General features: G+C 49.0%; 19 protein-coding genes. 7 read left to right on the top strand and 12 right to left on the bottom strand.

Annotated elements, in window-relative coordinates:
* Nucleotides 1–2: 2 nt before the first annotated feature.
* Entirely contained in the window at nt 3–2,249 is a 2,247-nt protein-coding gene (locus AC3WT9_RS19125; protein WP_341379754.1) for a helix-turn-helix domain-containing protein, read from the bottom strand.
* A gap of 720 nt (nt 2,250–2,969) precedes the next feature.
* On the bottom strand, nt 2,970–3,386 hold the full coding sequence (locus AC3WT9_RS19120; RefSeq protein WP_341379755.1) for a MarR family winged helix-turn-helix transcriptional regulator: 417 nt from the start codon (nt 3,384–3,386) through the stop codon (nt 2,970–2,972).
* Between the two features lie 351 nt (nt 3,387–3,737).
* Here AC3WT9_RS19120 and AC3WT9_RS19115 point away from each other — a divergent pair, with 351 nt between their 5' ends.
* Entirely contained in the window at nt 3,738–4,211 is a 474-nt protein-coding gene (locus AC3WT9_RS19115; protein WP_341379756.1) for a DUF2798 domain-containing protein, read from the top strand.
* A 74-nt stretch (nt 4,212–4,285) separates the two neighbouring features.
* Nucleotides 4,286–4,654 carry a hypothetical protein gene (locus AC3WT9_RS19110; RefSeq protein ID WP_341379757.1) on the top strand — a complete coding sequence of 123 codons (369 nt, stop codon included), beginning with the start codon at nt 4,286–4,288 and terminating at the stop codon, nt 4,652–4,654.
* Nucleotides 4,655–4,760: 106 nt separating this feature from the next.
* On the opposite strand, the gene AC3WT9_RS19105 is transcribed toward AC3WT9_RS19110, so the two are convergent.
* From AC3WT9_RS19105 to AC3WT9_RS19080, 6 genes are all read right to left on the bottom strand, one after another.
* Nucleotides 4,761–8,564 carry a GH32 C-terminal domain-containing protein gene (locus AC3WT9_RS19105; protein ID WP_341379758.1) on the bottom strand — a complete coding sequence of 1,268 codons (3,804 nt, stop codon included), beginning with the start codon at nt 8,562–8,564 and terminating at the stop codon, nt 4,761–4,763.
* 97 nt (nt 8,565–8,661) lie between these two features.
* Nucleotides 8,662–9,552, bottom strand: a complete 891-nt coding sequence (locus tag AC3WT9_RS19100; RefSeq protein ID WP_341096201.1) for an ROK family protein — start codon at nt 9,550–9,552, stop codon at nt 8,662–8,664.
* Nucleotides 9,553–9,570: 18 nt separating this feature from the next.
* The gene (locus AC3WT9_RS19095) at nt 9,571–11,055 is read right to left on the bottom strand and encodes a glycoside hydrolase family 32 protein (protein WP_341379760.1); all 1,485 of its coding nucleotides are present in this window, start codon (nt 11,053–11,055) and stop codon (nt 9,571–9,573) included.
* Between the two features lie 248 nt (nt 11,056–11,303).
* Nucleotides 11,304–12,914 (bottom strand): ABC transporter substrate-binding protein, encoded by a 1,611-nt coding sequence (locus AC3WT9_RS19090; protein WP_341096204.1) that lies wholly within the window; start codon nt 12,912–12,914, stop codon nt 11,304–11,306.
* Between the two features lie 59 nt (nt 12,915–12,973).
* On the bottom strand, nt 12,974–13,855 hold the full coding sequence (locus AC3WT9_RS19085; RefSeq protein ID WP_341096205.1) for a carbohydrate ABC transporter permease: 882 nt from the start codon (nt 13,853–13,855) through the stop codon (nt 12,974–12,976).
* A gap of 16 nt (nt 13,856–13,871) precedes the next feature.
* Nucleotides 13,872–14,729, bottom strand: a complete 858-nt coding sequence (locus AC3WT9_RS19080; RefSeq protein WP_341097779.1) for an ABC transporter permease — start codon at nt 14,727–14,729, stop codon at nt 13,872–13,874.
* A 523-nt stretch (nt 14,730–15,252) separates the two neighbouring features.
* On the opposite strand from AC3WT9_RS19080, the gene AC3WT9_RS19075 reads away from it, so the two are divergent.
* The 5 genes from AC3WT9_RS19075 (at nt 15,253) to AC3WT9_RS19055 (ending at nt 21,605) form a co-directional block, all read left to right on the top strand.
* The gene (locus AC3WT9_RS19075; protein ID WP_341379761.1) at nt 15,253–16,293 is read left to right on the top strand and encodes a LacI family DNA-binding transcriptional regulator; all 1,041 of its coding nucleotides are present in this window, start codon (nt 15,253–15,255) and stop codon (nt 16,291–16,293) included.
* A gap of 683 nt (nt 16,294–16,976) precedes the next feature.
* Nucleotides 16,977–17,900 (top strand): ATP-grasp domain-containing protein, encoded by a 924-nt coding sequence (locus AC3WT9_RS19070; RefSeq protein ID WP_341096210.1) that lies wholly within the window; start codon nt 16,977–16,979, stop codon nt 17,898–17,900.
* 128 nt (nt 17,901–18,028) lie between these two features.
* Nucleotides 18,029–19,498 carry a VCBS repeat-containing protein gene (locus AC3WT9_RS19065; protein WP_341096212.1) on the top strand — a complete coding sequence of 490 codons (1,470 nt, stop codon included), beginning with the start codon at nt 18,029–18,031 and terminating at the stop codon, nt 19,496–19,498.
* Between the two features lie 20 nt (nt 19,499–19,518).
* Nucleotides 19,519–20,205: a response regulator transcription factor gene (locus AC3WT9_RS19060; RefSeq protein ID WP_341096214.1), complete on the top strand. Its 687-nt coding sequence runs from the start codon at nt 19,519–19,521 to the stop codon at nt 20,203–20,205.
* Nucleotides 20,206–20,207: 2 nt separating this feature from the next.
* Entirely contained in the window at nt 20,208–21,605 is a 1,398-nt protein-coding gene (locus tag AC3WT9_RS19055; RefSeq protein WP_341096215.1) for an ATP-binding protein, read from the top strand.
* A gap of 17 nt (nt 21,606–21,622) precedes the next feature.
* Here the strand turns inward: AC3WT9_RS19055 and AC3WT9_RS19050 are convergent, their stop codons facing one another.
* The 4 genes from AC3WT9_RS19050 to AC3WT9_RS19035 all read right to left on the bottom strand — a co-directional run bounded on the left by AC3WT9_RS19050 (nt 21,623) and on the right by AC3WT9_RS19035 (nt 26,432).
* Nucleotides 21,623–22,372: an ABC transporter permease gene (locus AC3WT9_RS19050; protein WP_341096217.1), complete on the bottom strand. Its 750-nt coding sequence runs from the start codon at nt 22,370–22,372 to the stop codon at nt 21,623–21,625.
* The gene (locus AC3WT9_RS19045; RefSeq protein ID WP_341096219.1) at nt 22,369–23,292 is read right to left on the bottom strand and encodes an ABC transporter ATP-binding protein; all 924 of its coding nucleotides are present in this window, start codon (nt 23,290–23,292) and stop codon (nt 22,369–22,371) included. Before AC3WT9_RS19045 ends, AC3WT9_RS19050 begins: the two co-directional genes overlap by 4 nt.
* 61 nt (nt 23,293–23,353) lie before the next feature.
* The gene (locus AC3WT9_RS19040; protein ID WP_341096221.1) at nt 23,354–24,043 is read right to left on the bottom strand and encodes a TetR/AcrR family transcriptional regulator; all 690 of its coding nucleotides are present in this window, start codon (nt 24,041–24,043) and stop codon (nt 23,354–23,356) included.
* Between the two features lie 331 nt (nt 24,044–24,374).
* Nucleotides 24,375–26,432 carry an iron ABC transporter permease gene (locus AC3WT9_RS19035; RefSeq protein ID WP_341096222.1) on the bottom strand — a complete coding sequence of 686 codons (2,058 nt, stop codon included), beginning with the start codon at nt 26,430–26,432 and terminating at the stop codon, nt 24,375–24,377.
* Between the last annotated feature and the right edge of the window lie 6 nt (nt 26,433–26,438).

Raw genomic sequence — 26,438 nt, 5'->3', positions numbered from 1 at the left:
GACTACTTGTCCTGCTTCATTGCGCGGTACGCACCGGGTGTCACATGCTCCTTCTTGCGGAAGGAGCGGATGAAGTTCTGCGGATTATGGTACTGCAACCGCTCGGCAATTTCTTTAATGGTCATCTCGCTCTCCACCAGCCATTTCTTGGCCATTTCCAGCCGGTAGCTCATGACATATTCACTGAAAGTCATACCAAACTCCTTCTTGAAGATGCTGCTCAAATAGTTCGGACTGTAATGCAGACGTTCGCCGATAATCTCCAGAGACAGCTCCTGATCAAATTCAGCGCGTACAATGGCCGCAATCTGGTCGGAGAGGCTGCGGAATTGGCGGGTCGTCTTCTCCTTCATGCTGGTTACCATCGGCTGGATGACTTCCTTCACCAGAATTCGTTCAATCTCCTCCGGATTGCGGATATCCAGCAGCCGGTGATACAAAGCATAATTGTCCTGGGTCAGCAGCACCTCTACGCCGATCAGTTGTTCCAGCTGAATCAGATTGTTCACGAACCGGATCAGCGTAACCTCGAAATTGAGCGGGTTCTTGCTATGCTTCATCATTTCGCCGAGAAGCGGGTACAAGGATCGCGATACCAGCTCCTCATCCCCGAGCCGGATGGCGTCAAACAGCTGTGATTCCAGTTCTACCGGATAATGCAGCAGGACAGGCCCTGAAATAACCGTTGCTATATCTTCATAAAAAATAATTGACTCTTTGCCCAGATTCAGACGATGATGCAGTGCCTGCTTGCTCATTTCGCAGGCTTCCTTGCTGGAAGCCAGATCCTGATAGAGATTACTAATGCCAACACTGACTGACAGCTTCAGGATATCCCTGACTGTTTTAATAATTTTCTTCGCATCCTCGAGCGCTTGCTTCCGGTGTTCCTGCTCGTTCATTCCCTCATAGATCAGAATGGTTGCCTGCGTCCGGTCATTCAGCAAGATTGGAATCATTCTCCGCGCTTTCGGAATCAATTCCTCCACCATCTTGTTGACTGCGACAAGCAGCAGATCCTTATCGCTGGCCTGGCGTTCCCCGTAATTATCAAGCTGGATCAGCATGGTGGAATACACTGAATCCTCCGTTGGGGAATAACCGAAGCGGGACATATTGAGCTCCAGCTCTTCGGCGGTAATCCGGCTGCGGAACAGGTTCAGCATAAACTGCGTTTCCAGCTGCGGCAATTCTGACTCTAAGAGTCCCTCCAGACTTTCCTTCTCCGACAGAATCGTATCAATCGAATTGATAATCCAGTCGATCTCATTCTTGTCCTCCGGCTGGGTGCTGACCGCCAGCCTGCGCTGAATCTGGCGGATCGGCTTGGTGAAATGCAAGGAGATTACATAGGCCACCACAACAATTAGCAAGGTGATCACCACTCCCAGGATGATTAAGCCGACACGGGTCGTGGCCAGGGCATTGGAGATTTCCTGCTGGTCCAGAAGCGTGACATAAATCCAATTATTATAAGAAGATTTGGCATAAATGGCTTCAACCTTTTGATAATTGGCCTTCTCCAGGGCTACTGTCCCCGTCTGGCTCTCATTCTCGGCAATATTCGTGATGCGTTTCATTTGCCCGCTGGTCAACAGGTTCTTTCCGGTTGCCGATTCATACAGCAGATCACCCTGCCGGTTCAGAATGAACACCGTGGTGTTGTCCTCCGTCTGCAGGATATTCCGCAGTGTCTGCAGCGAAATATCGGCTAGGCCAATCGCCTGCTTGTTCTGAGAGAATACAGGAAGCGTATTCACAAAACGGATTCCTTTATCCGTCTTGATCCAGAACAATCCCTTGTTCTGATTGTTGATATAACTTTCGTACAGGTTCTTCCGGTTTTCCTCTGTTAGAAGAGAAAGGCTTCCATCAGAAATTTTCCAGTTTTGCACCAGACTGATCAGCGAATATTTTACGCCGACATCCATCCCCATCGTAGCGATATAGTTGAGCTGGGAATTGATATCCCGGTACGCCTGAAAGTCCTCCTCTGTCATCGGATTGTTGATGACCTCGCTGAAGGAACTGGTCGTACTGTAAGTATTGAAGGCATACTCTATGGTTTTAATTTTCTGCTCCAGCGTATTTTTGATTTGGGTAATCAGGCTTTGCTTGCCGCTGGCAACACTATCAATAACCGAATGAATCGTCGTCAAATAAATATAGCTGCCGAAGCTGATGACGAGGCCGACGCCCAATACCAGAATCGGAATAAAAATCTTATAAAACATCCTGCCTTTTTTCATACATAGGCTCCTTCAATAAGTAATCATTTTCAATTATAGCGTTTTCACGAATCGAAATCCAAGGATTTTTAACGTGTGCATAACTCCCGCTGAAACCTGCAAGCTTCTTCCCTGCCTAGACAGGAAAAGGAAACATCCCGCCCAAAACAAAAAGGCTCACCGTAAGCCACCGGGAACCTTGATTTATCGAACTCATCTAATCCGAAAAAAATATTTATCGGATTCACACATCCGGCTTCGCGAGCAGCTGAGGATTGGATCGGAACACTCATATCCTTAATGCGCAGCGTTGTGCGTTTGAATCCGAAGTCTCCATAGGCTCCCGGGCAAGGTTTCTTTGAAAATCCTGCAGGCAGACGGACAGCTGCGCTCGCTCTGCTGGTGACCAAACTGCCCTCCCCGGCCACCATTCTCCTCGTAACGGACTCCAGAGATGCTATTTGCTGAAATCGGGCTAATGGCGGAGTCTTGCGGACCCCAGCGGCCTTATTTGCTTATTTCACAACGCGGCAGCTGCTTTTTTGCCTCTCAGGTCCGCTTGGATGAATAATTGGCGTTTTTCGGGACAATAGCGTCTCCTCAGTCCGTTATAACTTACGCCCGCCGCCTCCAAAGTAACGTTTCTTCTTGAACCCGCTTGTGCGCTTTAGAACCCAGAAACCTTAGTGCTTAGAACCAGAGTCTTTTAGAACCTCAGCTCCTCAGCTGACCCGTACAGTCTCAGAGCCAATCCTCCGTAAGCAGCTTTCTCAACGTTTCCACCTGGTCCCGGCCAATTTTGGCGGCGATCTCCGCCTCGATGCTCTGTTTGATCTCCAGCATGCTCTGACAGACCGCAATACCTTTGGGAGTGAGCACAATATGCTTGTCACGTGAGTTCCCTTCTACCACGGCAGTTTCCACATATCCTTCAGACAACAGAACGTTAATCGTTTTTTGCGCACCCTGGCGGGAAATGCTGATCTGCCTGCTGATTTCCGAAATCGTGAGCATGCCATGCAGCTCCAGCTTCGCCAGAATATGCGTTTCAGTCTTGTTCAGCTGCTCACCGCTGGTTTCATTTACTTTTTCCCGCAGAGCATTATGCTTCTCACTGACTAAATCTATCAAGTTCAAACTAAGGATATAGTCTTTCATAAAAAAGGCCCCCAATATAAAGATACAATTAGAATAAACAACCATATAGAATGAATTTAAGATTTCCCCATTTGGGCGAGGACGTAACTACGGTGAATATTTGGACTTCCGGCCGCTGTTGTCCCCAGATTTCTTGATCTAACCCGCTATTTGCGGTGGGAATCCGGTGACAAAGGCGGTCGCTATCGCTCCTACAGTTCCAAAATTCCCCTCCGTTACTTTTGCCCTTTTATGTAGTTATTAAGTTCATTCTATACAGATTGAATTATTGTCAACTAGGTTGACAATAATTCCACCCCCTGATACTATGAGTGAAGTTTGAAAAACTTATATGTTAAGGGAGTTTGAACAATGGGCAGAAACAAGAAAGAAGCTTTAGTATTCACCTGTATGATGTGTGTGTTGATGGTCGTAGGAATGAGCTTTTACAACGTGATGTTAAACACTGGCTTAACCCATACTTTATTCCGTGATGTTGCGGTCGGTTTACTTCCGGCACTCGTCGTCGCCTTATTCTGTGATGTTATCATCGTCAGTAAAGCGGCCAAAGGTCTGGCCTTTAGATTGGTTAAACCGGCCGATCCCGTGATTAAAAAGGTGCTGTTCATTTCCTTCTTCATGGTCTGCGGTATGGTGCTCTGCATGTCCCTATATGGCACACTAGCACACTACGGATTCGGAGACAACTTCCTCCGTCACTATCTGTCCACTGCCGGACTGAACATCATTTGCGCCCTGCCGCTGCAGCTGATTGTTGTAGGGCCGCTGACCCGCTTCCTGTTCACCCGGATCTACCCGGTAAACAGTGCTGTGCAAAGCGCATAAACTTTGCTTGATTGCCCGGCGCCATGGGTAATAGTGGGTATATATTCAGAGCATTTCAAGAAAGGATGTTCGCCATGCTTAACAAAAAGGACGGTGTCTCTCTTGTTATTCTAGTCGTGGCGCTTGTGCTCATTAATGTATTTGGCAATTCACTTGATGAAATAATGTGGACCAAATTCACTTTATTAGTGAATTGTATCCTCTCCCAGGGTGTGTTTATTACTCTCCTGAATTTGTTCAGGTCCAGCAGAAGCCGGACTCCGTCTGTAGGTTTGATCCTTCTGTCGCTGCTTACCGGCCTCATCGCCTTCGTCATCATCATCACTTCGGACATGGGACGGCTTAATCAAATCCTGATCCTTTTCCTTCAGGCCATGATTACTTATGCCGAATCCCTCCTGCTGCGCAAGGAGATAAAGGGCGAGAACGGCAAGCAAATTTAAATTCCCTATTCCTGCTTTCCAGCAATAAAAACAGTCCCGATGCCTTTGATCTGCATCGGGACTGTTTAACGTATTACAAGTAATTTCTACTGTGCTGAAATTACATTCAGAATTTGATATGCCATTTTTGACGGGCTTCACCGGTTTGAGGAACCTCTAACGTCAGTTTCGAGCCATCCTCAGATACAGCCAGCGCCAACTGATTATGGGCAGAGAGGATGGCCGCTGAACCATCCCCATTCTTATGGATGATCCAGCGCTGGTTATTGTAACCCAGATAGTCATAAAGCTGAATTGAATTATGTTCTATGTTCAGATCAAGGGCTTGACCTGAGGCCGTACGGATCGAGTAGGAATCCATGTCATCTCCCGTCGGCACAAATACCCACTTCTGATCGGATATTTCATTTGCATCCTGAACCGTTACGGCTTCACCCTTCACCGGATTTGCTGTATAAATGGATTTCAGGAACGTTTCGTTTACCAGGCTTGATGTTATCAAGTTCTCCGGTGCTGCCCCGTTCACATTTACATTCTGGTAGGAGACAGATCCGCCGAAGACATGAAGTCCAAAATGGCCTGCTGCAAAAGTTCCGTCCTGCAGATCCATTATTTTTTGCCCGCCCAGATACACCACAATATGAGGTCCGTCCGCTTGTATCTTTAAACTATACGTCCGGTCCGGCAGAATGAAGGCTGGAACTTTCGCCAGAACCTGCCGTTCTTCAAAACGTCCATCGATTTTGTAGAACAAACGGATTGCCTTCATATTAGGATCCAGATTCAAGTAATAACCGTTGCGTCCGTCCGGACTTGCACGGAACAGAAGGGAACCTGCGCCGCCGGACTTGCCAAGTTTCATCTCGGCTTCATACGAGAAGTCTCCCGCCTTCTCCTCAGCAACATAATTTGCGTCGCTGGAGTGACTTCCGCGAATTCCGTCCCCGCTAACCAGCCAGGAAGCCATGGACACGTCTTGCATCCAGCCGCTGAGGTTGGTATGAAATGTTCCGCCGAACACTTTCACACGGAAACTTGCGGATGCCTTTCTATTCGGTGTAGATACCGTAATGATGGACTCGCCCGCTTTTTTTGCCTCAAGGGTTGCACGGGAATTGCCTGCCGCTTTTATGATTACGGCATCTTCATTGCTGGACTTCCACTTCAAAGGCTGGGCGCCGTTGCCGGGTCCGTTTTCTACGATCGCCTGCACTGTTTCGCTTTGCCCAACCCCCAGTTCACGGTCACTGGTATCCAGAGCAATCCGTGTTGCCGAACCCGACTCAGGATTCCATACCGACCCAAGCTTATAGACTTTCAGAGAAACAACCTTCACGTTGCCGCCCTTGGTGTAGAAACTCATTGCCCTGCTGGCCGGGTCCGGAAAAATGACCTCGGAGAACACGGACTTCCCTTCATTTACAAAAACCTCAACCGAAGATTCATCCACCAGAATCCGCAGCTTGATTTGGCCGTTCTCTGTCGGCATTTTCGTTTCATGTCTCGTACTGAACAGGCTGGAAAAATCTGTTTCCCCGGAAAGAGAGCGGTCCACAAACATTGTGCTCCCGCCCGGCTTATAACCTACAACTGTCTTCTGATCCGCTCCCTCACGTACGTTGAAGCCGAACTCCGATACGCTGCTGCCGGCGGGAATCTCCAGGGTAGCTTCAATTTCATAGGCACCTGAGGTCATGCCTTTCAGCAGATTAGGAGAAGAAGGAATGACCACCTTGTTAGCTGCGGAATAGAGTTCACTGCGCAGGAATTCCAGCTCCTTCACCGGACTCTGGGCAAGACGAATTCCGTCTTGGGTGTTGATTAGGGTAACTTCTCTCGGGATCGTCAGTTCTCCCTTCCAGTTAGATGTCGGAAAGGCGAAGGGATAATCCCAGTTGGACATCCAGGCCAGCATCACTCTGCGCCCGTCTTGCATATCAGAGAAGGACATGGATGCATAAAACTCCTTGCCGGCGTCTGTCCTCAGCACGGTTCCAGCCGGGTTGTCGTTCACGAATTTACCTTCCTTAGTCAGGCTCCCTACAAAATATTCCGCATCTGAACCACCTGTTGCCGGGTTCGCTCCTGTACTAATCATTAGAACCCATTTCTTCTCTGTCGTTCCCTGTACAGTAAGCGGAAACAAGTCGGGGCATTCCCACACCCCGCCACGGACATAAGCCCCATAACCCCAATTATCGGTCAACGTCCAGTCAAGCAAATTAGTTGATGTGAAAAAGCGGATATGATCACCGCCCGATACCACCATGACCCAGCGATTATTCTCCTCATCACGGATCACCTTGGGATCACGGAAATCCCATCCCCCGGGTTCTTCTCCGTTCTTTCCGGGGTTCTCAATGACAATTGGACGATCCTTGGCATAATCCCATGTCCGCCCCTGATCCTTGCTGTAGGCCAGACCTATACGCTGGTTGCCGTTAGAGGCATCCGGATTAAAGGAGGTGTAGTAGGCAAGAAGGCCTTTGCCGCCTGAATCCGAGAACAAACCGGAGGCATTCTTCAAATCTGCCACAGCAGACCCGGACCAGACATGTCCGTACTCATTCCATGGAAGGGCAATCGGCAGGCGTTTCCAGTTCAGCATATCTTTGCTGACGGCATGAGCCCATGTGCCTCCATCCTGATGAAAGAGATGATATTCCCCTTCGAAATAGACAAGCCCGTTCGGATCACTAACGGCACCGCGGATCGGCGTATAATGATACTGGGGCCGGTATTTTTCATTATTGTAACTGCCAGCGTCCGTAACATAGGTGTCTTGAAAGTAAGCGGTTCCATGATTTACGACAAGTCCGGCGTATCCGGTAGCATATGAACTGTCCTTAACATCTATTGCTGCCGGAGTATACCCGTCCACGAAAATCTGAATCCGGTTCCCCTTCGCCTGCACTTCCACCGCATGTTTTGCCCCCGCTGGACTCGGATAAGTCTGCTTGGAACTGGCAATTACTGTGCCGTTTGCTTTTGTTAAAGTGACATGTACCTGATTTCCTTCTTTCGCAAGAGAGGCTTCATATCCCTTCGCACCGTCAGAAGAGGAACGGAAGGCCAGGCCTGCAACAGCAGCGGAACGAAATGAGATAACTCCTTCATACACCAGATCAGCAGCTTGCCTGCTATAGATCTGCTGCGCCTTGCTCTGATTTACAGAGATCCCTTTTTTACCGCTGATATCCGGCTGCCACTGTCCCTGACTTGCCAGCACCGTATCCAGATTCCCCTTCAGATCGCTTACGTTAATATTTTGGAACAAGGCCGCTCCACCCGAGACCTGGAGTCCAAGCCGTCCGGAGAGATGTGCATTGTCCTGGATATCAATCACGGGCTTGTATTGATTCCCCCAATACACTTTCAGTAGGGGCCCTTCCGCTTTCACTTTAAGATGGTAGATTTCACCTTGTACCAGGGAAACCTTACGTTCCTCATGCAATTTGCCTTTTTCACTGCTTCCGTCTTTTAAGCGGATTAGTCCGGCATCCGGTACGATTTGCAGCATATATGAACGCTGACCTTCCTCACTGGAACGGAAAAGCAGCGCAGCATCCGGCTGCCGGTCCTTGATCATTACATCCGCTTCATATATAAAATCATCTGCTGACGTTTCGGAAATCGCCAGCACTTTTTCTTCAGGATCAGATGTCAGCAAAAGCCCTTCGGGCGTATCCTCCAGCTTGCCTTTTCCGGCTGTTCGCCATCCCGTCAAATTTGCAGCTGCTTTGGTAACGGTTTCAGAAATAGAAACCCCCTCCTTTATCAGTCTGCCGGACTTCTGCTCCGCCGGTGCGGCCCAGCCTGTATCCTCATTAACGGCAACAATCCCTGTTGAAGTCATCATGACTCCCGCAGCCAACAGAATGGATAGTGCAAATTTTGATTTCCGGTTCATCCTTTACCCTCACTTCCTGTAAATGATATGTCGCCTTTACTAAGAGCAAGGCCGGCCAATTACACATCATAACTGGCCGGCCTTATCTATTGCTGTATTATATAGAAGAAACCCGATTATTCCATGCTGTGAGTCCTAATGCGAGAGCGCCACCTAATCCCGCCTGCTGGCCCAGGCCCGGAGAAACAATATACTCATCCATGTGGTCCAGAATGGCGCTTGAACTGACATAACCGTTCAGGTTCAGGAGCACTGCTTCCCGGATAAGCGGGTACAGCTGCGACTGCTGCATAACCCCGCCGCCCAAAATTATTTTTTGCGGAGAGAGCAGTAGAATAGCACCCGTTATGGACTGGGCGATGTAGAAGGCTTCCATCTTCCAAGCCCTATGATCCACCGGAAGCTCGTGCCCTTTCTTCCCCCATCTAGCTTCAATAGCAGGACCTGCCGCCATCCCTTCAAGGCAGTCCCCATGGTAAGGACAACTACCAACGAAATCATCTTCAGGATGGCGCCTCGTCAACAGATGCCCGCCCTCAGGATGTACAAGACCATGAACTAATTGGCCTTCCGAATACACACCGATGCCAACGCCCGTGCCTACAGTAATGTACAAGCAGCTTGACAGGCCCTGAGCAGCCCCCCATTTCACCTCGCCATATACCGCCGCATTCACATCAGTGTCAAAGCCGAACGGGACCGGAAAGGCTTGCTTTAAAGTCCCGAGCAGATCGTAATTTCCCCACCCCGGCTTAGGTGTTGTCGTAACGTAACCGTAGGTCGGGCTGTCTTGGCGAATGTCAATTGGACCAAATGATCCAATCCCCATCGCTTCTACCCCTTTGTCTTGAAAATACTCTATGACTCTGGGCAAGGTCTGATCCGGATGTTCGGTCGGAAAGCTGATCCGATGTTCAAATCTCCCGTTTTCATCCCCGACCCCGCATACGAATTTCGTCCCGCCTGCTTCAATTGCTCCTATACGCATGTCACTTAACCCTCCCGGTTACTGGTTGCTGCCGTTTGCGGTAGATGAAGCCAGATTGTAGATATCCAGCGAAAGGAACAAGTCCTCTTCATTGTCGGCAAACGCAGCAAGACCGGTAGATTCGGGTTCAGGGAAAATGAGATCTGTAATAACTGCCTGGCCTCCACCACTAAACACTTCAACGGAGGAACGGTCCACATAAATATGCAGATCATAGGCTGTGCCCGGTGCCGTAAGCTTCGCAGAGTGGCGTCCCGGGAACAATTTGTGGAAATCATGCTTCCCGGAAGCTGTCCGGTCTACATACAATTCTTCTGTCTGCGTATCAATCCCGACCACAGTTTGCTGCTTTGCACCTACCTTTACTTTAAAGCCGGCAGATGTCCCATGAGCGACCTCCGCCTCAATAACGTAAGCCTCAAGATGAAGCTTGGCACAGGCTGCATTAATTTCTTGAACAGAGACATTTTTCAGGGAAAGGACCGGGATACGCGCGGCTTCCAGTTCTTTTGCAGGCTTCTGAATGAGTATTGTTTGCCCGTTCCTTAATTCCAGATAAAGCTCCCGGGGAATCGTCATTGCTCCGCGGAACCCTTCCGCCGGCGTCTGGCGGGCATACATCCAGTTGCTCATCCAGCCGATAAACAGGCGTCTTCCGTCTTCCTCGGGCAGATCGGACCAGCTCACACCGGCATAATTATCTCTGCCGTAATCGAGCCAGCGGATGCTCCGGGACTCTTCGTCAGGAGTAAATACAGCTCCGTCAAAGTCACCCGTGAAATACTGCGTTCTTGAGCCTTCCTCAAAAGCGGGATCTGCACCAATACTGACAAGCATTACCCATTTGGTATCCGATTTGGTTCCGTCAACAGCCAGCTGGAACAAATCCGGGCACTCCCACACACCGTCATGAGATCCGATGCCCTCGCCGAATTCGCTGGCAAAGGTCCAGTTGATCAGATCAGGAGAATGATACAGACCTACCGTTTGACCACAGGCTACGATCATCACCCAACTGCTCTTCTCTTTGTTCCAGAACACCTTAGGATCACGAAAATCAATAAATTTATCCTGTTCAAGCACCGGATTCCCTTCATATTTGGTCCAGGTTCTGCCTTTGTCCTTGCTATAGGCCAGACTTTGACGCTGAACGGCAGGTTGTCCTTCCGGCATGTCCAAGTGATGGGTAAAAATGGCTACCAGCCCCGGCTGATCCTCAAAAAATCCTGTCGTGTTATTCCAGTCGACAACGGCGCTTCCCGAGAAAATCATGCCCAGTTCATCCGGCACCAGCGCGATCGGCAGCTCTTCCCAGGTCACCAGATCCTTACTGACCGCATGGCCCCAATGCATGTCCCCCATGGTCATTCCGCCGGGATGATGCTGAAAGAACAAATGATATTCTCCCTCGAAATATACCAAGCCGTTTGGATCGTTCATCCACTTTTCTTTGGGTGAAAAATGATAAGCACCCCGGTAATTTTGTTTTGTAATAGCTGACATTATGATTTCTCCTTTGCTCCTGGATAAGCTGAACTTTAGATTATCCAATTGGCGTAGTACGCGGACTGCGGGGAATGTTTGGACTTCCGGCCGCTGTTAGGTTTGGATTTCCTGATTTGAACCGCTCATCGCGGTAGAAATCCAAACCTAAAGGCGAACGCTTACGCTCCTACAGTTCCAAACTTCCCCTCCGCCGCTTTCGCCTCTAGGTGTACTTTAGTTCAGCTTATATATATTTTTTTATATATTTACTTTCCCGTCGCTCTGTCGTAGCCTGCCTGTTTAATTTCAAGCCATTCCTGCAGGCCAAGACGGTCCAGTTCCTTCAAATAATCATTCCACTGTGCATCGACTTTTCCGTTCTGGTACCATTCTGTACGCATTCTGAGTACATAGGCGAACAAGTCGGTTTCAATCGTCGTCAGGCGGTCAAGCTCATCAATCGAATGAAATACGCTCGGCATTACGTTCTCTGCTTTCATCTTTGGAGCCATGATATTCTTGATGATGTCCATACGGCCTTTGGCATCATCCGGCATGGTCGTATATTTGCCATAGTAGGAATCAAGGATAGCCAGCGGCCCGCCGATACTTGTTTTCTCACGAAGCTCCACAGGAGCAGCGCCTTCCAGTGGCAAATGCTTCAGCATTCCTTTTGCTTCATCAAATTCGAAGATGTTCTGCTGTGTCTCGTCCCCGTAGGTTCCCCAGTTGTTCTGCACAGATTGGATCGGATCATACAGCTGATCCACCCATTTCGCTGTCGTTTCCAGGTTTTTATTGGCGCTTGTCACAACCATCTTACCGCGGTGTAAGCCGAGACCGTTGGTTCTGGTTACGTTGACTTCGCCATCCGGACCTGCGAGCGGCGGCATCACTTCATAAGCAGCGTTTGCTCCGGAGATATTGGCTTTATCCCAAGAGAAGTAGAGGCCGTACTTCTGATCTTTGCCTTTGGCCAGGTAAGTACTCCAATCTTGGGTATAGGCTTCAATATCAATGAGTTTTTCTTTATAAAGGTCATTGATAAAGGACACCGCCTTTTTATAGCCTTCTTCCTTAGCCGTAAATATCACTTTGCCTTCATTGCTTACGACCGCATGGTCGGGATTCTCTCCCAATCCGAACGAACCGAAGAGGAATGCTATATCTTCCGCACCCGGCTTGTTGATAAAGGATAAGGGAATTTCATCTGCCTGACCGTTGCCGTTCGGATCTTGTGTCTTGAAGGCAATCAACACCTTTTTCAATTCTTCCGTGGTTGTCGGCATGTCGAGACCCAGCTTCTTAAGCCATTCCACGTTGATCCAAGGGATGCTGTCTACAGCCTGAATTCTTTCTTTTCCGTTCCCAAGCTCTTCAATCCAAGGAAATGCATAAATCTTACCGTCGGGTGCCGTAATCATACTTTTGTATTGAGGGGCTTCTTCGAGCACTTTTTTGAAATTGGGCATATTCTGCTCGATCAGATCATTCAGTGGCACGATAGCACCGTCTTTAGCAAGCTTCAGCAGCTCATAATCACTGTAGTCGGCATTGAAAATAGCATCGGGGAGATCACCGCTTGCAACAGCCAGGTTTCTTTTTTCCACAAACACGTCTTTGGTGAAGCTTTTCCAGTTAATATGCACATTCGTTTTTTCTTCGAGACGTTTATTAATCAGCTTTTCGTTCGGATCGGCCGGTGCCAGCGGGGAGCTTTGGGTAATGAAGTTCAAGGTGACTTTGCCGCTTGAATCCTGTTTTTCACCGGCAGCATTCCCTCCCCCGCCGCCGCATGCGGCAAGGAACATAAATGAAGCAAGTACAGACGCAGAAGCAGCTTTTGACAACACCTTTGATCTTTTTGATCTTTTCATAGGATATGACCTCCAAAGTGAATAGGATTGAAAGAACTTTATCTATGTGCAGCCGTGTCCTATTTGATGGAACCGACCATGACACCTTTTTCAAAGTACTTCTGGAAGAACGGATACATAATAATGAGCGGCAAGCTGGAGACAACGATCGCGGCATACTTGATGATTTCAGACAATCGTTTCATTTCCGCCATAGCCATCTGGTCAGCGATCATGCCGGGATCTACCTGATTCTGAATCAGGATGGAACGAAGCACGAGCTGCAGCGGGTGAAGGTTCGGATTATCCAGATAAATCATGGCATCAAAGTAAGAATTCCACTGGCCGACAAAGGCATACAGCGCAAGCACGAAGATGATCGGCTTAGAGAGCGGCAATACAATGCTGAAGAAAATCCTCATTTCTGAAGCTCCGTCCACATTGGACGCCTCCTTCAATTCATTCGGCACGCCTTTGAAGAATGTTCTGGACAAAATAATATTCCATACATTGACCGCCCCAGGAATGATTACAGCCCAGACCGTATCCAGCAGCCCCAGATTCTTAACCAGCAGATAAGTCGGGACCAGTCCTCCTCCAAAGAACATCGTAAAGAGGAACACTGTCATGAAGAAACCTCTACCCTTCATCCGGTCATCCGATAAGGCATACCCCGCACAGATCGAGACCAGAACGGTAAGAATGGCAAAGGAAGAGGCGTAAAAAACAGCGTTCCCGAATCCTCGGATCATCGCCGGATTGGTAAGAATCATCTTATAACCATCCAATGACCAATCCGAAATTTTGAACGACAGCCCTTGGCTAAGCAGGATTGACGGATCCATGAAGGATGCAATCACTACATAAATGAGCGGAAGCACCACAATCAATACAGCAAGGGTCAAAAAGGTGGCGTTCAGCACAAGAATAAAGCGGTCCAGCCGGGAATGTTTAATGAACATGACTTGTTGCTCCTTTCTATAAAAGACCTTCGCCCTCGTTTAGTTTCTTCACCGTGAAGTTCACCGTAATGAGCAGGACGATGTTGATAATAGAGTTGAATAGTCCTACTGCGGCTGAGTATGCATAGTCACCGGACTGTAAACCAATCTTGTAAACGTACGTCGGAATAATCTCAGAGGTTGGCATGTTCGTTGCCGTTTGCATGAGATAAGCCTTTTCAAACCCGATCGACATGATGCCGCCCGCGGCAAGGATAAATACAATGGCCATAATCGGACGAATGGTCGGAATATCAATATGACGTATTCTTTGAAGAAGATTAGCACCATCCAAATTGGCTGCGTTATGTAACTCAGGGTCCACATTGGCAAGAGCCGCAACATAGATAATGGAGGCCCATCCCGCACCCGTCCATATATCCGAAAGAATATAGATCCAGCGGAAGTATTCCGGACGGGACATGAACATCACCGGTTCACCGGTAGCCCAGCTAAAAAGCTGGTTGATAGGTCCTGTCGGGGACAGGAAGATAAACAACATACCGACCACGACAACGACGGATATGAAGTTAGGGGCATACAAGAATAACTGTATGTTCTTTTTGACTCCGGCCCGGCGAACCTGATTGAGCATCAAGGCCAGCAGGATAGGAACAGGGAAGCTCAGGATTAGGCCGAAAAAACTTAATTTAAGCGTATTCATAAAAATCACTTCGAAGTTCGGGGAAGACAGGAATTTCTCGAAGTTGTAAAAACCTACCCACTCGCTTCCCATAATTCCCTTGATTGGGCTGAAATCCTTAAAGGCAATAATCGCACCATACATAGGACCGTATTTAAAAATAAGGGTCAGGATCAGTGCCGGTGCAAGCATTAAATAAAGGAAGTAATGTTTCTTCAAATATTCAAACAGGGAAATCTTCCGCCCCGTCACCAGTTTTCTGTGATCCACTTCAATTGAGTTATGCAATGCCTTGACCTCCATTCTTATACAATGTTTTTCATCAGTGAAAGGCTTACATTTTGACGTTCGCGCCCTTCTTCATTTACAATTTATCAAAGACTTCTCCGTGAGTCAATACATTTTGTAAAAATATATTTGTTCATTTGACAATTATCTTGCCTCTAAAATCCTGAAAATATTGTCAAAATTGATAAACAGGAGGTTTTTCTTAGAAAAATAGCATTTATTCAACTTAATATATTCACTTCAAGTTACGAAGCAGAAATAATCACCAAACAATATTATTACATAATGTAAAATACATTGTGCATTTGTAAAATTAACGTTGCTATTTTGAGAAAACTATTATACATTTAAGGGAGTAAAGCGAAGCGTATCCGATCGCTATTTGCAGAGTGAAAGAAAACAATAATATAGAGGTGAAATTACATATATGGCACGGGGAAAAGTAACGATACAGGATATCGCTGATGCTCTGGGAATCTCCAGAAACACGGCCTCCAAAGCCTTGAACGGAACAGAGGGATTGCCTGAAGAAACCAGAAATAAAGTGATCAAAAAGGCAATTGAGTTGAAATACAAGCAGTTTTCTTTAATGGAAACCGAAAGTGTCCTGCCAAAGAGCTCGAGAAACATTGCTTTATTAACAGAGAATTTGCCGAACACTTCGCATTTTGGATCGACTTTGATCAGCGGCCTGGAAAAGCGGATCAGCGCGGAAGGATATAATTTATCCATTCACATCATCCGGGAGATTGAACAGAAATCTCTGTCCCTCCCTAACAATTTCGATGTATCCAATGTGGACGGAATCATATGTATTGAGCTGTTTAACTTGGAATACAGCAACCTGATTACAAGCCTTGAGATCCCGACCATTTTCATCGACTGTTCCGCACATGTCTGCTACCCTGAATTCCGGGCGGACGTGTTGTTAATGGAGAACGAACACAGTACCTATCAGCTTACCAAAAAGTTGATTGAGGGCGGTTACAAAACCTTGGGCTTTATCGGGGATTATAATCATTGCCGGAGCTTTAATGAAAGATGGGTAGGTTTTAATCGTGCTCTGACCGAGGCTGGAATCCCGCTCGATCCCGGCCAGTGCGTTCTCGATGAGGATAATCTCTTTTTCTCCAGCCCCGGCTGGGCGGATGAAAGATTGAATGACATTGCCGGGCTCCCGTCCGCTTTTGTATGTGCGAACGATTACATCGCCGTAAACTTTATGAAATCACTGAAGAATCTGAATCATTCCATTCCCGGTGATATTGTCGTCTGCGGTTTTGATAACGGCCCGGAATCAAAAATTATTGAGCCTCATCTTACCACCGTTCATATCTACAGTAATGAAATGGGCGTCAAAGCAGCCGAAATACTGCTGTCACGCATCACCCATCCAGAGCAGCCCTATCAGGTCTCTCATATCTACACGAAACCGATCATTAGAGATTCCACCCCGAATATTAGCTGATACTCGCAGGAAGAAATAATAGGACCTTTTATATTGTGGAACCTATAAACGCTTACATTCAACAAAAGCATCCCTTTCACGTAAGGGATGCTTTTGTTTCTTCATATATCTCCTACTGGCTTGCAAAACTGCCGGAGTGGATATAGCTAAAGATTTATATAAATGGTGAAGCTGTTCACAATTACTAAAATCGTGTTTAACACTAACAGAGAGGTCTTAGATTTCCTTTCTCCCCTAAAAATAGATGCAACAATTTGAATACCCGGTATCAAGAAAAGGAATACCCGCTTAGGAATATAATTTGTGAAATCATCAGCCTTGAACTGGAATGATTTCACCTGTATTCCCATCTGGTCCGGTAATGAACGATACGCAATAAAATTAGACAGCAGAGTAATTGCAATCATTCCTGCTACAATGTAAAACACGGCGCCCCTCTTCATTTTCTGCTTTTCATCCCCTTATTTATCTGATGCCAAATAATTATAAGTTTGCAAATAAAATCTGTAATTAACTTATGTCACACACTGAATGCTTATAGCTGCTCGTGAGCTGCGGGCATTTGTCCCGCCAATATGTCCCGGTTCCCTGATTTTCGAAGTTGCTGAGCATGCTGGCTTCGCAGAGCTACCAAAGAGAGTATAATGGAAGGTAAACTAGCTTGAAGGATGAGGAAGATTATTATGAGGATTATTTTCTGCCAGGATCCGCTGGATGCCAAGAGAGTTGACATGGATTATGAAACGGAGTGGCACGCAGCTCAAGCTGCCGGCTCCAAGACGGAGCTTGTTTCATTGGAGGCCTTAATGGAAGGCCAGGCTACCCGATCCATCCGGCAGATTACACCCGCACTCTCTATGGAATCTGCAATTTACCGGGGCTGGATGATGAAGCCGCAGCATTATGAGCAGCTCTACCATGCACTCCAATCAAAGAATATTGAACTCATCAATGACCCTACCGCCTATGCTCACTGTCACTACTTGCCCTACTCCTATTCGATGATCGCATCGTTGACACCGCGCACCATTTGGCGTACAAGTCCAAGCAAGCCCGCCGACTGGGAGGAGCTGTTCGAACAAATCACCGTATTCGGCGAATCTCCTTTAATCGTCAAGGACTATGTGAAGTCAAGAAAGCACGAATGGGTTGATGCCTGCTATATCCCGGATGCTTCAGACCACGGCAATGTACAGCGGGTGGTGTGGAACTTCATCGAAAGACAGGGGGCTGGACTGAGCGAAGGAATTGTTATCCGTGAATTCGTTCCTCTGGAGTACCTGCAATCACACGATAAGAGCGGCATGCCGCTTTCCAAGGAATACCGGATATTTTTTCTGGATCATCAAATCATAGCTTTTCTGAATTACTGGGATGATGTTACCTACGATGAGGATCAGCCGGATCTGACCCCTTTTATGGAAATTGCCCGCACGATTACAAGCCGCTTCTTCACCATGGACATCGCCAAAACTGCAGAGGGAAGCTGGATTATTGTAGAGCTGGGAGACGGCGGAGTTTCGGGGCTGCCCGAGCAGATGGATGTCAGAGCGTTTTATGAGGGGTTACTTCAAGGAATAATAATGACCGATCCGCCGCTGCTCTAGCTTTTTGCTGGACCCTTATATACAAGGCACTATCCAAACAGACTCCTTTAGCCTTTACCATTTTGAAACTACTTTGCCGAAAGGTTGGGATATACTAGCCACAGATGAACTAAAGGAGATTATATCTTATGAACAAATCAGGCCTAAGCGCCCTTCTCTTATTATCCATTATTGCTGCAGGCTGCGGTGCACCCAAGACTCCCAGTGATCTACTCCGGGCCCCTTCGCAGGGCAGTGCCGATGGCACCATTACAAGTATTGTGAAGTCTTTTCTTCCGGCGAATGCCCACCTGACGGTGCCCATCAATTCCGAATCCGGCAGTGCCATTCAATTGCAGGATCTCGACAAGGATGGTCAGGATGAAATTCTGGCCTTCTATAAGACGGACAAAACGGATTATGAAATCAATACCCTCGTATTGTCCAAACCCGGCGCCGACTGGAAAAAGCTGACTACGATTACGGGAGTCGGCAGTGAGCTGGATTACGTACAGTTTATAGATGTTACCGCAGACGGAGCAGCGGATATGCTGCTCGGGTTCAGCGGCGGCGAAGGCTTGAGCAAGGAACTGTCCGTCTACAGTCTGAGTGGTGGTGAGCTGACCGAAAAGCTCAAGCAGCCTTATGACCAGCTGGTTGTCGGCAATCTGACCAATGAAGGTCAGACTGATATCGCCCTGATCCAGGGAACGTTCACCACGGACACCCAGCCGCAATCCCACCTGCAGGTAATCCGGCTTCATGACGGCAAGCTGCAGACCTTGTCTGACCAGACCATCGACGGGTATGTGTTCCAAGCCTTGTTTACAAAAGCAGCGCCATCCAAAAACGCCCTGATCATTGATGCGGCGGTTGGTGCACATTCCTCCTACACTTCTTTGCTGACTTGGGAAAATGGCAAATTTATTGATATACTTGCAACAGAGGATTATCAGCGTGACGAATTGGCAGACAGCAGGGATATTGTGCTGAGGCCACTTGCTTCGGAAGCAACCGGTTTGCTGGGTGAGAACAATATGGCGATCAAGGATTACCCGCTGTATAGCTCAGATATTAACGGTGATGGCATTGTCGAGATCGGTTTCCTTGTTCCTCCTGCGGGTACAGAGAGCTTTTCCCCGCTGGCCACTCCCTTTATCACCAAATATTATCAGTGGGATGGGCAATCGGGACTGAAGTTTGTGGAGGAGCATTTCGACAGATGGGGCTACAATTTCCACATTCCGCAATCCTGGACCGGTAAATACAAGCTGGTGGCCCCGGAGGAATCCCCTACGGCTTGGGAGCATATCCAGTTTAACTACACCAATGCAGCGTCTGCTGAGCAGGCCCCGCTTCTGGAGCTGCGCCAGATCTCCAAAAAGGATTGGCAGACTGCCGAAGCGGCACTGCTGGCGAAGAACGCAACCTATAAACTGCTGTATGAGCTGCAAAATACGGAGGATAGTACTGCGCCAACCGTGCTTGTTGCTGTTCTTCCATCTGCAGATGCAGCCGGCAAGCTGACCGGCTCCTCCCTTCAGGAGTATGAACAGCTAAAGCTGACGCTTGACGAAGTGCAGCAGCTGGCCGGTACGCCGCAGAAGCCCCAGCAATAGGTATGACAAGGAGGGCACCCATGAAAGTGCTGGTACTGGAAGATGAGAAGCCCATACGCGATTTCCTGCTTATTAACCTTAAGCGTGCGGGCTTCGAAGTTGTCGAAGCCTCCACAGGCGAAGAGGCTCTGGCTGCCGCCCGGGATCAGAAGGATTTTGATATTGCTATTCTGGACCTGATGCTTCCCGGTGTCAGCGGCTTCGAGGTGTGTGAAGGCCTTCGGGGCATGTTCCCCCGGCTTGGTATTATTATGCTGACTGCCAAAAGCCAGGAAGTCGATAAGGTGATGGGGCTGGAATCCGGTGCAGACGACTATGTGGTTAAGCCCTTCAGTCCGGTTGAGCTGGTTGCCCGGGTCCGGTCGCTCTACCGGCGGATGTATCCGGGAGAAGTGTCCGCACAAGAGAACCATATCGAGCTTCCTCCATTTACACTGATGCTGGATGAACGCAAGTTACTGAAAGACAAGCTCGAGATTCCCCTGACGCCCACAGAATTCTCCATCGTCAAACTGCTTATGGAGCAGCCTAACAAGGCCATGAACCGTGATGATATTCTAACCTCCGTATGGGGGCAATATTTTATGGGAGAGCTTAAGATTGTAGATGTGAATATCAGCCGAATCCGCCAAAAAATCGGGCAGGGCTCTTCCGGACCACAATACCTCGAAACGGTCTGGGGATTCGGCTATCTATGGAGGGTCTAACATTGCTGAAGGGAATCAGGTCTAGGCTTATCGTCTATATCACCATTGTTCTGCTCCTGATCGTCCTGCTGCTGGAGGGGGTATTTATTGTAGCAGTCCATTACTACTACCTGGGTAGCGCGATGGAGACCCTGTCTTCCCGGGCCGTCACCTCCGCCACCTTTTTCAACAAGTATCTGGAGGGCTACTCGATCAATGAACGGGCCAGGTACATTCTGGAGAATCTTTCGACTGAAGAGAGCAGCAAGGTTGAAGTGCTCAGTCCGGCAGGTGATGTCATTATCAATTCATTCGGCTTCGCAAGCTCGGAGCATATTGAGACCCCTGATGTCAAAGATGCTTTGATCAGCGGCAAGGGGACCTATCAGAGTATTACCCCTCTCAACGGTGAACGGATAATGGCCGTTTCCATTCCTTTGAGGGAATCCGGGGAGAACATTGGTGTACTGCGCTACTCTGTTTCAGCAGAGCCCCTCTACGACGTTATTATCAACATTGTCCTGAATGCCGCCTGGGTCGGGCTGCTCGTCATTCTTTTTGGCTTCGTACTCAGCCTGATTATCGCTAAACGGATTGTGGGACCTATTCAGCAATTAACCTCTGTCGCCAAAGAGATGGCCACCGGAAACTTTGACGTAAGGGCGGAAAAGCGGTATGACGATGAGGTCGGCACCTTGGCGGTCACACTGAATTACATGTCAGAGGAAATGATCAAAAGCGAAAAAATTAAATATGATTTCATCTCCTCCGTCACGCATGAGCTGCGCACTCCCCTTACCTCGATCAAAGGCTGGGGCGAAACGCTGCTTGTGGGTGATTTGTCTGATAAAAAAGAGACCCTGCAGGGTCTTGAGGTAATGACCGGGGAAACAGATCGTCTGATCGGTCTGGTCGAGGATTTGCTGGATTTTTCCAAATTCCAGGCTGGGGAGATAAAGGTCTCGCTCCAGCCTTATGACCTAAGGGGTCTTCTTGAGGATCTGCTGCTGCAGTTCAGGTACCGGGGCCAGACCAAACAAATCCGGCTCTATGCCGATATTCCCGATCAGCCGCTGCCCGTGGACGGCGATTTCAACCGGTTGAAGCAGGTTTTTGTAAATCTGCTGGACAATGCTTTCAAATTCACTCCTGCCCAGGGGGAGGTCCGCCTCACGGCGGACTTAAATGAAACCCTAATTATCATCACAGTCACGGACAACGGGGAAGGCATCGAAGCTGACGACCTCACAAAGCTCGGGACCAAATTCTTCAAAGGCAGATCACGCCAGTCTGGAAGCGGACTGGGCCTTGCCATCTGCAAGGAAATTATCGAACTGCATGGCGGCCTCCTGCGCATCGAGAGCGAATTCACCAAGGGAACCTCAGTCATCGTAGAGCTGCCGCGCTACCCGGTGGAGTGAGGCGCCCCTTTTATCTATTACGCCTGGTCAGCATAACGCCACCAGGAGAGTGTGCCGATCAAGCCAATACCACCGGTCAGATACGGAAGGCTGAGACTCAGAGTCTGCAAATGGACATTCCCCTCCCCCGAAGCGCCGCTGAGGAGCCCGGGGATGGCCCATGGAATATATTCTGTAATTCCAAGGCCTCCGCCAAGCTGGGAAATCACGATGGTAAGCATAATGAACCCAAACGCAGACATATACCCGCGTCCAACGCTGGCCATCCAGGCTACCGGGATGCATAGGCAGATAACCATGAAACAGAGCAATACATATTCCCTGAAGCTTTGCGCGATGATCTCAAGGCTCCAGCCATCCAACTGTACAAACCAGGCGGTAAGGCCTCCAACCGCGAACATGAGGAGTGCCAGGACCTCACACCAAACTGTGGCAACCATTAATTTAGCGGCTGCCACACTGTAACGGGAAAGCGGCAATGCCAGTAAATCCTTAACCGTACGGTCGGAGTATTCCCGGCCGAATATCCAACTGTATATAAAACCGAAGCCGATTAATCCTCCAATCGAAACCACATAACCAAGCTCATCCATAAACCCCTGCACATCCAATATACTCTCTATGTTGTTCTGGGAACCCAGCGATCCGGAAAAAACGAGCCCCAGCATAACCGGAAGCAGGATGCTGGCACCAAGTGATATCCATAGCAGCCTGGACCGGCGAAGCTTCAAGATTTCTCCCCCTATGGCTGATAACCATTGATTCATTCTGTTGCTCCCCCTCCGGTTTCAATTTTTCTAAGAAAATAAGCTTCAAGATCTTCTTCTTCTACACTCAACTGAATGGGCGGCATATTTGCATGGACCAGCAGCTTCGCGATCTGCTCCGGACTAGCTATCGCATGATCGTCGGAGAGCCGCAGCCCTTCCTCGGACAATTCCACCTTATAGCCGTGCTGAACCAGCTTTATCCGGGCAGCTTCAGGATTACGGGTCTGCACAAGCAGATGTTTCCGGAGAATATGCTGCAGCTCCCTGACCTCCGTTTCCTGAAGCAGCTTGCCATGATGAACAATACCGATCCGTGTCGCCAGTCTGGCGACCTCGCCCAGGATATGGCTGGAGATAAATATTGTCACCCCGTGAGTCAGGGCAAGCTCGTTAAGCAGCTGCCGAACCTCAACAATTCCAGCGGGGTCCAATCCGTTCGTCGGCTCATCCAGAATCAGCACTTTTGGATTATGCAGCATTGCTTTGGCGAGGCCCAGCCGCTGTCCGTTGCCGAGTGACAATTTACCGGCCTTGCGGTCCCGGTAGGCGGTTAGCTGCAGCTTGTCCATTACAGAATCTATCGCATCATGTTCCGGTATGCCCCGCAGACGGCGGATGATCTCCAGATTCTCCCGGACCGTTAGCTCAGGATAAGAATAAGGGGTCTCCACCATGTATCCGACGTTCGCCCACAGCTTGTGACTGCCGGCATCCACACGTTGTCCGAACAAATAGGAAGCTCCGGAATCCGGCCGGATCATCCCCAGCAGCATTCGTATCGTCGTCGTTTTGCCCGCCCCATTCAATCCCAGAAATCCGTAGATTTCCCCTTGCTCAACATGCAGTGATATTCCGTCAACAGCATGATGGCTTCCGTAATGTTTCGTTAAGCCTTCAGTCTGAATAATAGCATTCACATTATCGCCTCCTCTATAAACTAACTAGTTAGTTATATTTGATGAAAATAAAAGCCATCTTCTACAGTAAAGATGGCTCCATGACACCATACATGACAAACTTCGCAATCTGATCCATGGTGTGCTCCTTCATCTCAGGGGAGTCCAGCTTGCTCATCACTTCCTTATAGCGTGAAAAGGACTGAAGCGTCGCTGTCGTCACATTTAGAATCAGAATCGGAAACATCGCCGGATCGAAATCCTGCCGGAGGATTCCATTCTGCTTCGCGGCTATGGCCAGCTCATGCAGCTGAGTCATATCATCCGGACGGTAGGTGATTTGATTCCAGGTCTTCCAATCCTCTGCGGCCTCCCAGAACAGAATTTTCAAATATCGCGGGTACTCCAGGAGAAACTCATACATATGCCGGGTAATCTTCTCCAGAAAACTCTTGAATACAACAGGGTCACTCATGAGACCTGGGTTCTTCAACAGTTCGGCGATTGCCGCCCCGGTTACCTGTTCACTAATCTGGTCGGCACGTTTGACTACTTCGGTATAAAGTCCCAGCTTATCGCCGAAATACTGATAGATCAGGCTTTTGTTATACCCCGAGGCCTTCGCAATCCCGTCGATTCGTGCTGCTGAATAACCAAGCTCTGCAAACGTCTCCTCCGCTGCGTCAAGAATCATCCCCTTAGTTCGGGCTGCATCATAAGTCCGTGAACTTCGCTTGCCGTCGCTCTTGCTCCCGCTCTCTGCTGGCGTCATGGTTTCCACCTCTTTTTATAACTAACTGGTTAGATTATATTTGAATGTACTACCGAAGTCAAGAGCACCTATATTCTATTGATCTGTTATTCTGAGCGGAGCAACGGTATTTGTCTGGCCAGATAAAAGGGGCCCCTCTTATTCATTATGAATTTGGTTGCCTTTCTTGCGACGTTGAATCAGACCGTGATGAGCGTCAAAATGATGTACGCTCTCGGTTAGAACGACCAGCAAGACTGGGTGATTTATACAATCAACTGAGCGTACAAACAAAAAAACCGATACCTAAAAAGGTACCGGTTTTAAGTCATTCCAGTTCTCTTCATCCCTTTTACTTCTTGCTGACAAGTGAACGGTACATCAGAAACAGGAAATATGGAGCTCCAATGAGCATAATAATCAGGCCTGATGGTATTTCTATCGGGGCCATTATGGTTCTTCCGATCGTATCGGCAATGACCAGCATTAATCCCCCCAGCAGTCCCGACAAAATAATGGAGCGTCTCGTGTGATGCCCGATCATCATCCGTACTGCATGCGGTGCCATAAGCCCGAGAAATCCGATTGTCCCTACGCTGGCAACGGCTCCCGCTGCAAGCAAAACGCCGATAATCATAGCCCACAACCGCGTTCCCCGAACCGGCAAGCCAAAACCTGTTGAACTCTCGTCGCCAAACGCCAGCAAATCAAATTTCCGGCCCAGATAATATGCAATCGGCACAAGGACAATCAGAAAGATAAACAGGCTGTAAAGCTGATTCCAGCCCCGGCCATAGGTCGAACCCGTCAGCCAAATAAAGGAACTGCTGCTCCACAGGCTTGCCTTAACGATCATAACCTGTATGCCCGCAGAGCCGACCGCCGATACAGCGATTCCGAGCAGGATGAGCACGGATGGATTCAAGGCTTTGCGCCAGGCCAGAAAGAATACAAAGGCTGCTGCGACAACCCCACCCGCAATTGCGGCTAAAGGTAAGACAACTACCGTCAATGCAGGCCATGCGAACAGTACGATCATCGCACCAAGCCCGGCGCCTGAGGTCACGCCAATAATCGAAGCGTCAGCCAGCGGATTGCGGACAGCGCTTTGAATTAAGACACCGCTGATGGCCAGCGCGATACCGCCGCAAGCTGCAACCAGAGTACGCGGAAGCCGCAGATTCAGCAGCACAGAAAACGATTGATCTCCCCCGGGGATAAGACTGCCCAGCAAATCAGCCAGCGGAATTCTCGTTCCCCCAAGCGATAAGCTCACAAGGATGACAACGAGGAGCAGTGCGGTCATGAATATCGCCGTAGGAACAAAACGCATACGCAGCGCGGCTCCCCCAACACTCATGGATGACTGTCCGGAGCCTGAACCGGATATATTCTTCATCTTGGTAAGCACCAGCCAAATGAGCCATGGCGCTCCAATAATCGCCATAACCGCACCGACTGGTATCTCACCTACATTGCTCCGCACCACACGCGCAAGCGTATCCGCTGCGGTAATGAGCAATGCTCCCCATAAGGCGCTCGCGGGAATAAGCAGGCGATGCTTGCGGATACCGCTAAGCCGGACCAGATGTGGAGCGACCAGACCGACGAAACCTATCGGTCCGACCACGCTGACCACGATCGCAGCCATGAGCACGGATATGCCCAGGCCCACTGCCCGGGTTAACCCCACACGCTGTCCCAGCGAGCGGGCGGTTGACTCATCAAGCTCAAGCGCATCGAATTGCCGGCCGGCGAAGACTGCTGCCCCAATCAGCGCAAGGACGAAAGGCCAAGCGTACCGGACACCATCCCAGTCCAGTTGAATCAGGGAACCTGCGCCCCATAAGAACAAATTTTGTGTTTCCGTCTGTTTGAAGATATGTAAGGCAGATGTGAACGCACCTAATACCATGGATACGATCATACCCGATAATGCCAGCCGGACAGGCGTGGCTGCCTTGCCTCCACCCAGGAAATAGGCGGCCATTGCCGCCAGAAGTCCCCCTCCCGCTGCCAGCAAAAACGGGAACTGCTGCTGCATAGCCGGGAAAGCAACCATACCCAGGACAACCATAAAGTAAGCCCCGGCATTAATCCCCAGCGTATCCGAGGATGCGAGCGGGTTCTTCGTTATGGTTTGCAGTAATGCACCCGCCGCAGCTAAAGCAGCCCCGGCCAGAATCCCGATAACCGTTCGCGGCATCCGGATATCCCAGAGCAGATTATGCTCCATCACGTCCTGGCGGTTCAGCAATCCATCCAATAGGGTGGCTGCCGGAATTTTGGCCTCTCCGAAGCCGAGGCTCAGGAGGAATAGAACGAAGAGGACGGCAAGACCGCCCCCAAATATTCCAATTAGCCGCCAGGTTATTCCGATTGAGGATTCCTTGCTACTATTCTCGTTCATCAAAGT

It is taken from the genome of Paenibacillus sp. EB106-06-01-XG199, assembly GCF_058791575.1.
The sequence above is the reverse complement of the archived record's forward strand: the minus strand, read 5'-3'. Positions and strand labels throughout refer to the sequence as shown.